Below are 12,507 nucleotides of genomic sequence, written 5' to 3' on the forward strand. Positions count from 1 at the left end.
GGCGCTGCCCGACCACTGACCAGCAAGGAGAGTGCCTTGCCCGCGAACAGCAGCACCAGTCAGCATCAGGCCTGGGTCATCACCGGCCCGACCTCGGGGATCGGCTACCGTACCGCTCTCGAACTCACCTCCCACGGCACGCTCGTCCTGGTCGGGCGCGACGCCGCCAAGCTCGAAAAGGTCAGGGCCGAGATCGAAGCCGGCGGCAGCAGCGCGGTCGCCGTGGTCGCCGACATGTCGGACATCCTGAGCGTCCGGCGCGCCGCAGGCGAGATCACGCAGCTCGGGCTGCCCATCGCGGGCGTGCTCAACAACGCCGGAATCTTCCCGATCCGCGCTTCGACCAGCCCGCAGGGCTGGGACCGCGCGTTCGCCACGAACCACCTCGGCCCGCTGGCGTTCACCGAAGCGCTGATCCCGTCGCTGCCCGACGGGGCGAATGTCGTGTTCGTCGTGTCGGCCGTCGAGGACCCGGAGCGCACCATCTCCGTCCGAGCCGGCTACCGCGGCAGTCGCTACCTCAGCGCCGAGGCGACCGCCCGCGGTGAGTACCTTCCCGGCGGCTCCACCAAGCCCGGCTTCGACGCCTACGCGACCTCGAAGCAGGGCGGAATCGCGGCCGCCTTCAGCCTCGCACGGGAGTTCCCTCGGCTGCGCTTCCGCGCGGTCGAGCCTGGCGTGACCCCCGGCTCCAACCTCGGGCGGGACATGTCGGCCGCGGCGGTCGTCACCGGCAAGGCACTCAGCCCACTACTGTCGCTGCTGCCACACTTCAGCACACCGAAGCGGGCCGCCCAGATCATCGCGCGGGTCCTCACCGACGATTCCGCGGACACCGGCACGTACTACGACGAGAAGGGCCGCCTCATGGCGGCTTCACGACAGGTCAGCGACCCCGCCTACAGCGACCGTTACATCGCCGAGAGCCGCGCGCTCCTCGCCACCGTACCTGCCGCGCAGCTGCGCCCCTGAGCAACCCGGGCTCAGACCTCGCCGAACACGCCGCCCTTCACACCGGTCACAAACGCGGCGAAGGCGGCCGGCGGGAAGGAAAGCGCCGGGCCCTCGGGGTCCTTGGAGTCACGAACCGGCACCGCGCCAAGGACGTTGGCGGCAATCTCGACGCAGTTAGCTCTGGGATGGCGTCCATGGGGATCATCCCGGCCCGGCGGGCGCGGTTGAGGTACTCCTGCAGCCCCAGACATCTGTGCCGAGCTCGCCGCCATCGCGCGCACGCCAAGCGGCACGACCGCAGCCGACGCCTACAGCAAAGTCCAGGCCAACAACGCCCGGCTGCGACGGGACAACCGCGACCTCGCCGAACAGCTCGAACTCGCCATCGCCACCATCCAACGCCTGAGCTTCGACAACGGCCTCCTGCGCGCCGCCCTTCACGATGCCCGCGCTGTCACCCCGCTGACCCGCCGCCCCCGATGACCGACTCCGTCGCCACCAACCAGGTGCGCCACCGAGCTGTCACCCAGCGAGTGCCGGATCAGTCCCACCAGAAATCCCAACGGTGGGCGCCAGTGATCCGCTCGGCATACGCGGCCAGTGTGTACGGTCTGCTGCCCTGCCAGATGCTGTCAGGGCAGAACGCAAAGTGCTCGGCTGCAACCAGCAGAGCCTCACGCTCGCTCACCGGTGGCGCGGCGATGCTGAGGTGCAGCGTGGAAAACCCGACCGCGACGACACGGGCTCCGAATCGGTGTTCCCAATCCCGGACGACCGCAGAGAATTTCGCCGTGTCGTTTTCGTAGTTGCAGGGGCCAGCCCAGCCCACGGCTGTCAGCGCTTCGGCACCGGACGGAGCGGCAACCAGTCCAAGACGTGTCCGCGGGCAGTCGGTGAGGAACGCCTCCGCGAACTCTGAAGCCAGTTGCTCAGGGTTCGTTACCGTCTCCCGGCTGGCCGCAAGGCCGGGCCATACCTGTCCGAAGGGGGCCGTAACAGCGAGGCGACTTTTGACGTCGAGCATGTCGTCGTCTTCATCGACGGCCGTGTAGGTCGCCCACCACTGTGCGAGGAGGCCAGCAGGATCATGGCTTGCCGGGGAGGACATCCGCTCAGGAAAGACCTCCCCGGACCCCCAAGGGCGGAACTCGCCATCGTTCGGGTCCAGCGCGTCGAGGAGCAGCGGCCACAAGCCGGAACGCGCGTGTTCCGTGTGCATCCGCGTCCACAGCCCAGCCGCGGCTGGCCCGTCACTGAGCCACAAGGGCAGGCGATCTCCGTCGCCTTCATCGGATGTGACCATCCGACCGGGCGGGAGCAGGCCATCAAGGCTCGATCGGGATTCAGGGTGCATGGGCCGGATGCCAGTGCTGCGACCAGGGGATATCACTGAGCGCGTCCGAGCGCTCGATCCCGGTACTTCTGGAATTCCTCCCAGCCTGACGTATGCCCAGGGGTTATCAGGTCCCCATTCGCACAGTCGAGCACTTGGCACCGCAGAGCCTCTGCAAGACGGAAGACGTCCGTCAGCACGTCTCCGCCGGAGCCCCGGATGTGGAGCATGATCGAGTCCACCGGATCTTCCGACCCCATGTTGAGTTCGACGGACCAAGTCGGGCCGGAAAGCTCGCCCCAGCCTGGGTCCGAGAGGTCAGCTTCGGGGCAAGCCTGACTGACAGCTGCGCGTACGTCGTCGCGCCGGCCGAGCGGGTCCGGGACGTAGTCGGCGGGGATCTCGCGCACAGAGGTGACGTCGGCGGGTAGACGCATGAGAAGGACGTCCCAGCTCATAGTGACCTTCCGGGTAGGACGGGTGCAGGTCAGGGTGGGTCAGATCAGGCTGAGCTGTTCACCCGACGGCTGCGGCAGGAGCACGTTCTGCAGGCGGTGGATGTTCGCGCGCCAGGGCCCGCCATCCGACTCAGCCCATAGGTCCATCAGTTCGGACGGTTCGGTCATGATGCGGTCGAGGGCCTGAAGGGCGAGATCACGCAGGCCAGTGAGATCAGGGAGGGGCTCTTCCGGCCCATAGATTGGATCGGCCAGCTCACCCCCGGGGCACTGCGCCGCGACCAGCGCGGCTGCGGCTACGGCTACCTCGGATTCGGGTGCTTCGAGGTAAACCGCGGTGTCGCTCACACATGTCAGAGCACTGCGGACGATGCCCTCACGTTCACCTGCAGCTACCTCATCAAGGTCACCACCAAAGCCCGCTGCGGTGTCGTTGTCGAAGGGACCGACGTCCCAAGTGCCCTCAGCTGCAGGCTGCGCAGGACCAGCAGCGGGTGATCCAAGTCTCCCGGGTGCAGCAGCATCCCGTCGAAGCACACGCCAGCTCGTACGTCGTTCGGTACGCCCTCGGTGAGGACACCACGGCCTGGGGCGGCGTGTACCGCGGCGTCGACGAGTACCGGCAGGACGTCGGCCGGGGCCACTGCACCGGAGCAGCGCCCGCCCCGCACGACGCGGGTCCACAGCAACAGCAGATGGTCATGGAAGCGGGAGCAGGTCGGCGCCATCAACGCCGCTTCCAGCAACGGCAGCAGCGACTCGGTCGAGTAAGGCGACAAGGCCTTGTCTATAGTCTTCCAGCGCACACGCCGCTGCTGCGCGGACGTGGGCGGCGACGTGCTCGTCATCGCGGTGCTCCCGAGGAATTGATCCTGACGGATGCCAGGGTGGCAGCAAGAGCACCATCAATGCTTCTGAGTTGACAATCACGCGCTTACCGGTCAGCTACAGCGGCACTCCGGGCGACCCGCCCTGTCCTCGGGCGCACCAGCCGCAGCCACGCCATGGCGCCGGCAGCGATTGGCAGTGGTGAGCGCGTCTGCGGCCACCGGTTGGGGGCACTGTCAGCCGAGGCCGCCGGTCTCTTCGACGTGCTGCACGAGTGCTGCCACGATCCGTGGGCGAGTGGCGTCGGGAACGAAGGTGGGTTCCATGCCTTCCTCGATTCCCCAGTCCGTGTTGAACATGACGGGGACGTCAGCCGGTGCCACGTTGTTCCGGATCCACAGGGCGACCCGGGCTGCCATGTGCGCGTTGCACTCGCGGACGGACACGCCCTCGGGTTCCAGGCTGGCGAAGCCTTCCAGGGTCTCGCCGTCGAAAGTGATCCCGAAGATCATCGATGATCCGCGGACCGGGCCGTCTCCTTCGTCATCGATACGGATGAATGTGTCCGGATTCCGTTCGCGCAGCCGTGCCTCGAATCCCTCGTAGGTCAGGCCCCAGCTCTGCCCGCGCGGTGGGGTGAAGACGTACATGGTGCGCAGTTCCGCGATCTTTTCGGGTTCCATAGCGGTACTTTCCTGGGGGTGGGCTGGTCAGGGAACGTAGCGGGCGTGGCCTTTGACGCCGTAGGCGGCCATCATGATGCGCCAGTACTGGACGGCATCCTGATTGTTGGTGACCGTCTCTACACCTCGCATCTCCTTGTTGCGTGGGTCGTTGAGCGCGGCGGCGTACTTGCGGAGTTCGAGGCGGTCGTCCTTGTAGAGGAAGTCTCTGTCGCCGGTCGCGTGGTTCTTGCGGAGGTCTTCCAGTGAGCGGTAGCAGCGTTGGTTCGGCTTGTTCACGTATTTTGCCTCGCCCGCCATCCCATCCGAGTTGCGGAATCCGTCCACCATCAGCGTGTTGGACGGACTGATCCCTGCCGGGATGGGTACCTCGAACTCCGGGAAGCCCGACACGCGCCTCTGGTAGGCCTGCTCGGCCGGCCTCCCGCCGGAGATGTCGCCCTTGCGCAGTGAGTCGAGCCAGGTCTGGAAGTTCTGCCCCTGGCTGGGCGTGAGCTGCGGGAAGCACGGGTCGGGAGGAATCGTCGGAGGGACCGGCTGAATGTGGGGAGTGTTGGCGGGCAGGGGACGGTAAGCGGCCGGTATCAACGTCGGGACGCGGATCAGGGGACCGAGGAGCGGCGGGAGGTTGGGAAAGAGGCCGCCGTTGTCCGGCTGCGGCATCTTCACTCGGGACTGGGAGCTGTCCAGTGCGTGAGGGATGTTGCCGAGCGAGGTGATGCGTGTGTCGTCGGCTATGAGGTCGTGCAGGCTGCCGTCGTGGCCGTCGCCTCCGAACCGTGGCTGTTCCCAGGGCCACAGGAAGTCTCCGTCGAGCCCGCTGTTCTCCATGGGCAGGCGCCGTTTGGCGGTTTCGACGTGGTCGGCGTAGGCGTCGCAGGCGTTGACGAGCATCGTGCAGGCCGTGGGGAGGTTTGCCAGGAGGGTGTCGTGGTCGCCCACTTCGCTGGGTGGGGGTGTCTTGCCGACGAACTTCTCGAAGAAGCTCTCGACGGCGTCAGCGGCATGGCCCGCCTGATCGAGGGGGGCTGTCTTCCATGCGTCGCGGGAGCCCCAGTAGGCGTCGTGGAGGATCTTGGCGGCGCTGCGCCAGGTTGTGGCGACGGCCCGCAGCTTGTCCGGCTGGCCGAGGAATCGCTCGCTGAAGAGGTACTGATCGATGCCGCTGGTCTCGCCGACGACGTTCGGCAGGTCCTCGGCGTTGTGACTGGCGCGCGGGCTGCAGTCGGGGCCGGCCGGCTGATCACCGATCCCGGGCGTGAAGGGGCTCTGTTCCAACAGCTTGGCTGCGACCTTGTCGTCGCGCTTGAGGAGTTACTCGGACGCGCTGAGCAGAGCACCCGCGCCGTTGGCCATCGCCTGGTGGGCGAAGCCGGACTTGACGGCTGCGATGTACACCTTGGCAAAGGCTCTGCCGGCCGCCCCGTCGCCGGCCATACCGCCATGGGCACTCAGCTCGGTGAGCAGCAGGCCCACCATCTCATAGACCAGATCACGCAGCCCCACCATCGACCATGACGCGTTGGCGAAGTTCTCCGTCTGATGCCGCAGATCCACCAATGCCCCGTCCCCTCGCCGACGCCGGTAATCACCGTACACGGCCGTAAACAGCAAGCTCAGGCGAAGGGATGACGATGAGCCACCAACGCCGACATGTCCTTCAAACCGCAATAGACTCCCGCTGCACCTGCTCCACCTGCCTCCTCGAAGTCGGCAGTGCCGATCCAGGGTTTCCGGTGGTGGCGCGCAGTCGTCAAGTAGCTGACGGAGCAGGGGTGTCGTGGATCCAGGACAGGCCTCCCAGGTCCAGGCGCTGGCGTGTGCGGGTGACTGCTACGTAGGCCAGGCGGGCTTCGGCGTTGTCGATCGGTTCCGGCAGCGGCGTTGAGCCCTTGCTGTCCTGCGGCTGGTGCTCTTTGGGGCGGGGGAAGTCGTCGGCGATCACTACACAGGGCCATTCGCGGCCTTTGGCTTTGTGCGCGGTGGAGATGGTGACCTGTGCGTGCTCTTCAGGCACGAGGCGCGCGACGGCGGCAAGGATCGCGTCGGTGCCGTGATTGTCGACGAGATTGACCAGGGGTTGCAGGTCGTGTCCGGCGGGGTCGTGGGCGGCGTAGTCCTTCAGGTCTCCCCAACTCAGGAAGAGGACGAGTTCGGGGTGGTGGGTGGGTCGTCCTTCTTTCAGGTCCCGTGTTGCCTCGGCCAGAGCCCGCAGAGAGTCGCCGCCTCCGGCCAGGGCGACACGGTGCCCCGCGGTCATGAGTGTGATGACTTGGGCCATGGCTCCGACGTTGGTGCGGCACAGGACGGCGTCGGGGCAGGTGACAGGGCCGATTTCGGTGGGCACGGTGAGGGTTCCGGTGAGCCGGATGGGGGCCTTGGCCAGGTGCAGCCACAGGTTGGCTTCTGCGGCGAGGTCGGGACCGAAGCGGAAGGACTGCGACAGGGGCAGCTGGGTGCCGTTGAAGCCGGTCATGACGTCTTTGGCGCCGCGCCAGTGGTAGATGGCCTGGGCGGAGTCGCCGACCATGACGAGTTGGGCGTGGTCGCGTTGGGCGAGGAAGATCGCCTCGACGACAGGGTCGGTGTCCTGGGCTTCGTCCAGGAGCAGGTAGTCGGCGTCCAGTCGGGGTTGGGTGAGGGCCCAGATCTTCAGGTAGTGGTCATGTTCGAAGCGGACGCAGCCCTCCTCGGGGTTCTGCAGGTCCTTCCAGGCTTTGTGGGCGAACGGGACGAGGTGGTTGGCGAGTTCGCGGTGCAGGTCTTTGTCCTCCAGGCCACGTAGCTTCGGGACGTGGCGGTGGGTGATCGTCTGGTCGGCGGTGTGGCAGAAGCGGCTGACCGTGCGCAGTACGGCGTTGGGCAGGGCTCGTTGGGAGATCTTGCGTTCGCCGATGCAGATGTCTTCGGTGAGGCCACTGGGCGCTTCGGCCCTGGCCGATGGCCGTCCGTGGTGCCACTCCCCCAGCTGTCCGGCTGGTGGCACTGGCCCTCGCAGCGCACCTGTCCCCCCAGTTCGGCACACCACACTGTTGACATGGACGTACTGGCCCGTCTGTGCGGTCACTCACCCCATCAGACAGCGGAACTGCTGGACCGGTTCGTCGTCACACGCGCGCTGGCGTCCTGACATCACGACCGGGACACCGATGAGGCGGCCTGGCAGGTGGCCAGCCAGCGCTCACGACCGACGGCGCCCTGCGCGTACAGGAAGATGCCGCGTATCGGGTAAGGGCCGGTTCTCCCGCCCTGAATGGCTGGGGTGTATCGCCCGCCTCCGGAACCCTGCGTGCCACGAGGTGTGCAAGCGAATCGGCGGCCGCGCGGGAGCCGCCACCCGTGCCGGTCAGACGTCGACTGGGCGGGTTCTGAAGCAACTGAAGCGTGGGGCAGCGCTGCAACGCTGGTGGTCGTGACTGCTAGCCACTCACCGCAGCACCGTCATGGACATCCCCGCTCACCTGCGCGAACGGCCCCCTCGTCAGAGGGCGGAGCTGCTGGACCGGCTGGCGGGAAGCCCCATTCTCGCCGCCCGGCAGCACAGCCAGGATGCCGACGAAGTCGTGCGACAACTCGCCCACCAACCTGCCTGAAGCACCCCGCCGCAGGCCCCGCCAGCGTCACTCATCGAGACCGCGAAGCTCAGGTCGAGATATAGACATCACTCAAGAAGACCTACAGACTCCACCCATCCGTACTATCTCCACGCCGAGCCACGCAGCAGTGATCTCCACAGCCGCCCGGACCGCAGCCCGAGAACAGGCGCTTGGGCACGTCCGCCACAGGTGCTGCACGCCCGGTCAGGAAACCGAGAGAAAGGTCGGCCCATGTCCGACACCACGCTTGCCAGCACTGAACTCACATCGCAGTACGCCGCACAGGTGACCAGCGACCTCGCACGCAACACCAAGGAGCAGGAACGCATCACTGCGGAAATCGCCACGCTGCAGGAACACCTCACCGCGCTGCAGCATGACCACCGTGTCCTGGTCAACGTGCAGCAGGTGCTTGGCATTGCTCCGGCACCGGTACAGCCTGCAGCCGGTCCGGACGGCGCCGCGGTACCTGCTCCGCGCAAGAAGGCTTCTGCCGAATCCGCAGCCGGCAAGCGGACGCGCGTGAAGCAGGCCGCTGGCACGCAGCGCGCCACAACCAGCGAGAAGTCGGCAAACAAGAAGCCGACGCACACGGACACGGCCGCGAAGGCAGGCCGGCCCACGCTGGTCGAACTCGTCCGTGGTCACCTCGCCGAGCAGAGCGAGCCGCGCTCCGCAGCCGACGTCGCCACGGCACTCGGCAAGGCCCATTCCGAGCGCGGTATCAAGACCACCGTGGTCCGGACCACCCTCGAAGGACTCGTGGCCAAGAACCAGGCCAAGCGGACCAAGCAGGGCGCCTCCGTTTTCTACACCACCCCTGACACCGCCGAGTAGACGGCCATGCCGGCCTAGACGAGGCAAGTCCGCGCAGGCAGCGCGCTGCCGCCGCGGCGACAGCCGACCCGGCGTTTCGCCCGCTGGGCGGTCAACGTCCCTGGCGCCACATCCGCCAGCAGACGGCAGTCACCAGTGGACGAGCCCAGCCCTACCGTTCGCTGATGCTGCCCCTCCCCCATCAGGTGGCGACGGGGCAATGTCGCACCGCCGGCCGTACAGTTGGTGGCAGTGGTCCTTGGCGCGCGCCTATCCCCCAGTGTGGCACACGCCGCTGACAGGGATGTACTCGCCGGCCTGTGCGGGCACTCCCCCTCCAGACAGCGGGAAGTTCCCGACGGGCTGGTCGCCACGCGCGCACTGGCGTCCTCCTGTCACAACTGGGACGCCGACGAGGTGACCTGCCACCTCGTCGACCAGCGACCGGCGGTTCGTCCCTGGCACGGCACTGCCGCCGGGGCAGCCGCTGACGTCTGGCTCGTGCTCGCCGGCCGGTGAAAGGCCCACCACGCGGGAGGCAGACAGGGCCGACCGCGGCGCGGCCGAGGGTGCCCGCGTTTCGGCACCAGGGCGTGGACTGGCCCTGTACGGGCGGGGTTCCCGGCCAGGTAGGCGGGAGGCGTGTTCGAGAGCTGCGCCCATATCCGACTGCTGGGACCAGGGATGAGGCATCCGTGCGCAGAGAGTACGTCGTGACGACGGTGCGCCGGGTCGGCCAATTCCGTCGCGTCGTCGTTCGGTGCCCCGTACGCCACCGCCCAGGCGCGTTCTTCGCCTGCAGTTGCTTGGCCTCCGCCCGCAGCTGCTTGACCTGCTGAACGAGGCCGTCGACGCGCAGACCAGCGCTGGGTTCTCGGCCAGGGAGCGCGGGTGGGGCCATGCGTATCACCGTGGGTGCCGGCGGAGCGGGACGCAGGTTCGCCTGCCCCCGTCACCCCTTGGATATCCCCGCGCCGAGGGAAGGTCACAGCACCATGGCCGGAAAAGAGGTGAGCTCTCCGAGATGGGACTCGCTCGGCTCGGCAGGGCTTGCTTGCGAACCCTGCTCGCAGCGGGCAGCCCCATGGCCAGCTGCCATACCGACGTGATCAGGCTACGTCGCGGTAGCGCGGGAGCCGGTCAGCGCCCTGCGACCGGCTTGTGCTGTGGACCAGCCGCAGATGATCTCCACGGGCGTGCCCGGCCACCCTCGGCCGGTCCGGCAGCCAGTCCTCGATGCGGTCCATCCCGTACAGCAGCAGGCTCAGTACAGGCAGCAGCAACACAGCGACGGCGATCACGGTGACAGATCCCTCCGGCCGGCGATGCAGCCCCTCTCGACGGCTATGGGCGCCACGGGGCAGGGCACCAACGTGCCGCCCCGCAACGGGTGGCCCAGCGGCGGCGCCGTCCGCCGCGGTCACTCGAGGCGCGCGGATGCCGCAGCAGGATCAGGGAGCGGGCCTCGCCGCCGAGGAACTCTGAGGCCCCCCTGCCGGCACCTGCCCGGGCGGGGAACAGCAGCCCGTCATCTTCGTACGTCGCGGAAGACCTCGGAGGGCTCATCGCGACGCCTTCACCCGGCCGCCGACGCCGGGCCTGCAGCAACTGTCCGACCCGAACAGTCACGACGAGACGGACGACGGCGAGGACGAGAGCCGGGCGCCCGTACAGTCGAAAGCGGTCCGGGCCGGATTCATTCCCTATGACTCCGGCCCGGACCGCCTTGTGCGCGAGGCTCAGTCGGTCCGTCGGGTGGAGCCGAGAAGCTCGCGGTAGCGCTTTGCGTGCATGGCGAGGTTCTCGTCGGACATGGTGCGGGCGCCGTGCAGAACCAGCGGCTCGGCGAGACGCATGCCGATCAGGCGGGCGGTGGCGTCGAGGGGCGCGAGCAACTGGGTCATCGTGAAACGGGAAGTGGGGTCGACGGAAGCGTACGACTCTTCCGGCCCGCCTGTGGAGGTGACCAACTGGAGTGTCTTGCCGCGCAGTGCGGAACCGCTGCTGCCGTAGGCGAAGCCGTAGGTGAGGACCTGGTCGATCCATGCCTTGAGCACTGCGGGGACGGAGTACCAGTACCAGGGGAACTGCCACACGATCCGGTCGTGGTCGCGCAGCAGTTGCTGCTCACGGGCGACGTCGAAGCAGCCATCACGGTAGACAGGGCCGAGCTCATGGACGGTGACGTGTGCGAGGTCGTTCACGGCCTCAGCCAGGCGGGCAGTGATGCGGGAGGAGGCCAGATCGGGGTGGGCAACGACAACCAGGGTGCGCGAGGAGGGCGAGCCGACTGAGGTCGATGAGGGAAGGCTGGGATGACGCATCGGAGTTGATCCTTGGCTGTGGTCGGCTTACGGGAGAGGCGGAGCAGATGATCCCTACGCCACCGTCGACGTCAATCACGTCTGCCGGTGACGTAGGTGTCACTCACTTGAGGGAGCACGTGTCCCATGCCACGATTACTTGTGACGGATCGTTCCGTCACGGAGTTTGTGACGGAACGATCCGTCTGTCAAACTGACCCCGTGCCCAGCCCGCGGCCAAAGGGCGCACCGCGTCGACTCGATGCGACGCATGACAAGCAGAAGGAGCGCGTCATGGCTCGCAAGACAGCGGAGGAGAACCGGCGCCACGTCCTGGCCGTGGCGAGCCGCCTGTACTACCAGCGCGGCATCCGCGCTGTCGGTATGGACCTGGTGGTCAAAGAGAGCGGGGTCGGCAACGCCACCGTCTATCGGCAGTTCCCCAACAAGGACGCTCTTGCCAGCGCCTATACACAGGACCGCGCCGACGCCTGGTTCGCGCGTATGCGCCAGGTCTCCGACCAGGTCGACGACCCGCGCGAGAAGCTCCTCGCGATCTTTACGGCCGTCATCGAGGAGACCAGACTGCCCACCTTCCGTGGCTGCCCCATGCTCAACACCCATACCGAGTTCCCCGACCCGCAGCACTCCGCAAACCGTGTGGCGGTCACCCACGAGCAGAGGGTCCGCCAGTGGATGCGTGACTTGGCAGCCGACGCCTGCGCTCCCGACCCCGAGCAGCTCGCCGACGATCTGGTCCTCGTCCTCAATGGTGTCTACGTCACCGCCACCGTCCTCGGCCCCCAGGGCCCCGCCCAGCGCACCGGCGAGCTCGTCCGTCGCCTCATCTGGACTGCCTGCGACGAGCCTGGCCGCCCCTGAATCCGGCACCATGCCTGACCAGCCGGGCGCCAGGAGGGGGTCGTTCGGCCCACCGTGCAAGCCTGACAACGCCGCGGGATCCGCTCGCATCCACGCCCGTGCCTGTCGGAAAGTGCGAATGACGACGGGTGCGGTTCCTCTGAAGGGAAGGGTTGAGCTGGAAGAACGCTGAGCGGGGCTGTACTTATGGAACCCGCCACGCTGATCACCGGTGGCTCGAGCGGAATCGGCGCCGCCACCGCCCGCGCCCTGCTCAAGCAGGGCCACCGCGTGGCCGTCACCGGGCGCGACACGGACAAGCTGGCCGCCTTCGCTGCTTCGGCCGGAGCGGGCGAGCGGCTGCTGACGATCACCGGCGACACCAGCGACGCTCACGACATCGCCTCCGCCGTGCGCCGCGTGGTGGAGGCGTGGGGCCAGCTGGACAACGTCATCGCCAACGCCGGTTTCTCACTGCCCGGCAACCTTGAGAGCCACGCCCCCGAGGACATGCGCGCCATGGTCCTCACCAACGTCCTGGGCCCGGCCCTGCTGGTGCGGGAGACCCTGCCGCACCTGCGGGAGTCCAAGGGCCGGATCGTGATCATCGGTTCGGTCGCCGGGGTGCGCAACACGCCTGGCAACCTGTACTCGGTCACCAAGTGGGCCGCGCAC

At 67.6% G+C, this 12,507-nt stretch carries 14 protein-coding genes and 1 pseudogene; 4 read left to right on the forward strand and 11 right to left on the reverse strand.

Annotated features, from left to right (window positions below; genetic code table 11):
* Nucleotides 1-36: 36 nt before the first annotated feature.
* A complete protein-coding gene (locus ACFC8N_RS46805; RefSeq protein ID WP_376295808.1) occupies nt 37-972 on the forward strand; it encodes an SDR family NAD(P)-dependent oxidoreductase in 936 nt (311 codons plus the stop codon).
* A gap of 11 nt (nt 973-983) precedes the next feature.
* Here ACFC8N_RS46805 and ACFC8N_RS46810 read toward each other — a convergent pair whose 3' ends face one another.
* The 9 genes and pseudogenes from ACFC8N_RS46810 to ACFC8N_RS46850 all read right to left on the reverse strand — a co-directional run bounded on the left by ACFC8N_RS46810 (nt 984) and on the right by ACFC8N_RS46850 (nt 7,242).
* Nucleotides 984-1,226, reverse strand: a complete 243-nt coding sequence (locus ACFC8N_RS46810) for a DUF397 domain-containing protein (protein ID WP_376295826.1) — start codon at nt 1,224-1,226, stop codon at nt 984-986.
* A 269-nt stretch (nt 1,227-1,495) separates the two neighbouring features.
* Nucleotides 1,496-2,308 carry a DUF4253 domain-containing protein gene (locus tag ACFC8N_RS46815; protein WP_376295809.1) on the reverse strand — a complete coding sequence of 271 codons (813 nt, stop codon included), beginning with the start codon at nt 2,306-2,308 and terminating at the stop codon, nt 1,496-1,498.
* A gap of 32 nt (nt 2,309-2,340) precedes the next feature.
* Nucleotides 2,341-2,745 (reverse strand): hypothetical protein, encoded by a 405-nt coding sequence (locus tag ACFC8N_RS46820; protein ID WP_376295811.1) that lies wholly within the window; start codon nt 2,743-2,745, stop codon nt 2,341-2,343.
* Between the two features lie 39 nt (nt 2,746-2,784).
* Nucleotides 2,785-3,207 (reverse strand): annotated as a pseudogene (locus tag ACFC8N_RS46825) (DUF4259 domain-containing protein); the annotation flags it as partial.
* Nucleotides 3,138-3,593: a hypothetical protein gene (locus tag ACFC8N_RS46830; RefSeq protein WP_376295830.1), complete on the reverse strand. Its 456-nt coding sequence runs from the start codon at nt 3,591-3,593 to the stop codon at nt 3,138-3,140. The pseudogene ACFC8N_RS46825 and the gene ACFC8N_RS46830, both read right to left, overlap by 70 nt.
* Before the next feature lie 216 nt (nt 3,594-3,809).
* The gene (locus ACFC8N_RS46835; RefSeq protein ID WP_376295812.1) at nt 3,810-4,256 is read right to left on the reverse strand and encodes a hypothetical protein; all 447 of its coding nucleotides are present in this window, start codon (nt 4,254-4,256) and stop codon (nt 3,810-3,812) included.
* A 27-nt stretch (nt 4,257-4,283) separates the two neighbouring features.
* Entirely contained in the window at nt 4,284-5,534 is a 1,251-nt protein-coding gene (locus ACFC8N_RS46840; RefSeq protein WP_376295814.1) for a restriction endonuclease fold toxin-2 domain-containing protein, read from the reverse strand.
* 36 nt (nt 5,535-5,570) lie between these two features.
* Nucleotides 5,571-5,813 (reverse strand): hypothetical protein, encoded by a 243-nt coding sequence (locus ACFC8N_RS46845; RefSeq protein WP_376295815.1) that lies wholly within the window; start codon nt 5,811-5,813, stop codon nt 5,571-5,573.
* A 196-nt stretch (nt 5,814-6,009) separates the two neighbouring features.
* The gene (locus ACFC8N_RS46850) at nt 6,010-7,242 is read right to left on the reverse strand and encodes a UvrD-helicase domain-containing protein (RefSeq protein WP_376295817.1); all 1,233 of its coding nucleotides are present in this window, start codon (nt 7,240-7,242) and stop codon (nt 6,010-6,012) included.
* A gap of 841 nt (nt 7,243-8,083) precedes the next feature.
* On the opposite strand from ACFC8N_RS46850, the gene ACFC8N_RS46855 reads away from it, so the two are divergent.
* Nucleotides 8,084-8,689: a hypothetical protein gene (locus ACFC8N_RS46855; protein WP_376295818.1), complete on the forward strand. Its 606-nt coding sequence runs from the start codon at nt 8,084-8,086 to the stop codon at nt 8,687-8,689.
* Nucleotides 8,690-9,777: 1,088 nt separating this feature from the next.
* Here ACFC8N_RS46855 and ACFC8N_RS46860 read toward each other — a convergent pair.
* Both ACFC8N_RS46860 and ACFC8N_RS46865 read right to left on the reverse strand, forming a co-directional pair.
* On the reverse strand, nt 9,778-9,969 hold the full coding sequence (locus ACFC8N_RS46860; protein ID WP_376295820.1) for a hypothetical protein: 192 nt from the start codon (nt 9,967-9,969) through the stop codon (nt 9,778-9,780).
* 438 nt (nt 9,970-10,407) lie between these two features.
* Complete coding sequence (locus ACFC8N_RS46865) at nt 10,408-10,992, reverse strand: NAD(P)H-dependent oxidoreductase (RefSeq protein WP_376295821.1); 585 nt, start codon at nt 10,990-10,992, stop codon at nt 10,408-10,410.
* A gap of 273 nt (nt 10,993-11,265) precedes the next feature.
* Here ACFC8N_RS46865 and ACFC8N_RS46870 point away from each other — a divergent pair, with 273 nt between their 5' ends.
* Both ACFC8N_RS46870 and ACFC8N_RS46875 read left to right on the forward strand, forming a co-directional pair.
* Nucleotides 11,266-11,853, forward strand: a complete 588-nt coding sequence (locus ACFC8N_RS46870; protein ID WP_356039499.1) for a TetR/AcrR family transcriptional regulator — start codon at nt 11,266-11,268, stop codon at nt 11,851-11,853.
* A 186-nt stretch (nt 11,854-12,039) separates the two neighbouring features.
* A partial coding sequence (locus ACFC8N_RS46875; RefSeq protein WP_376295823.1) for an SDR family oxidoreductase occupies nt 12,040-12,507 on the forward strand: 468 nt, incomplete at its 3' end.

This window comes from Streptomyces sp. NPDC055966 (assembly GCF_042269865.1).
In the GTDB taxonomy this organism is placed as follows: Bacteria; Actinomycetota; Actinomycetes; order Streptomycetales; family Streptomycetaceae; genus Streptomyces.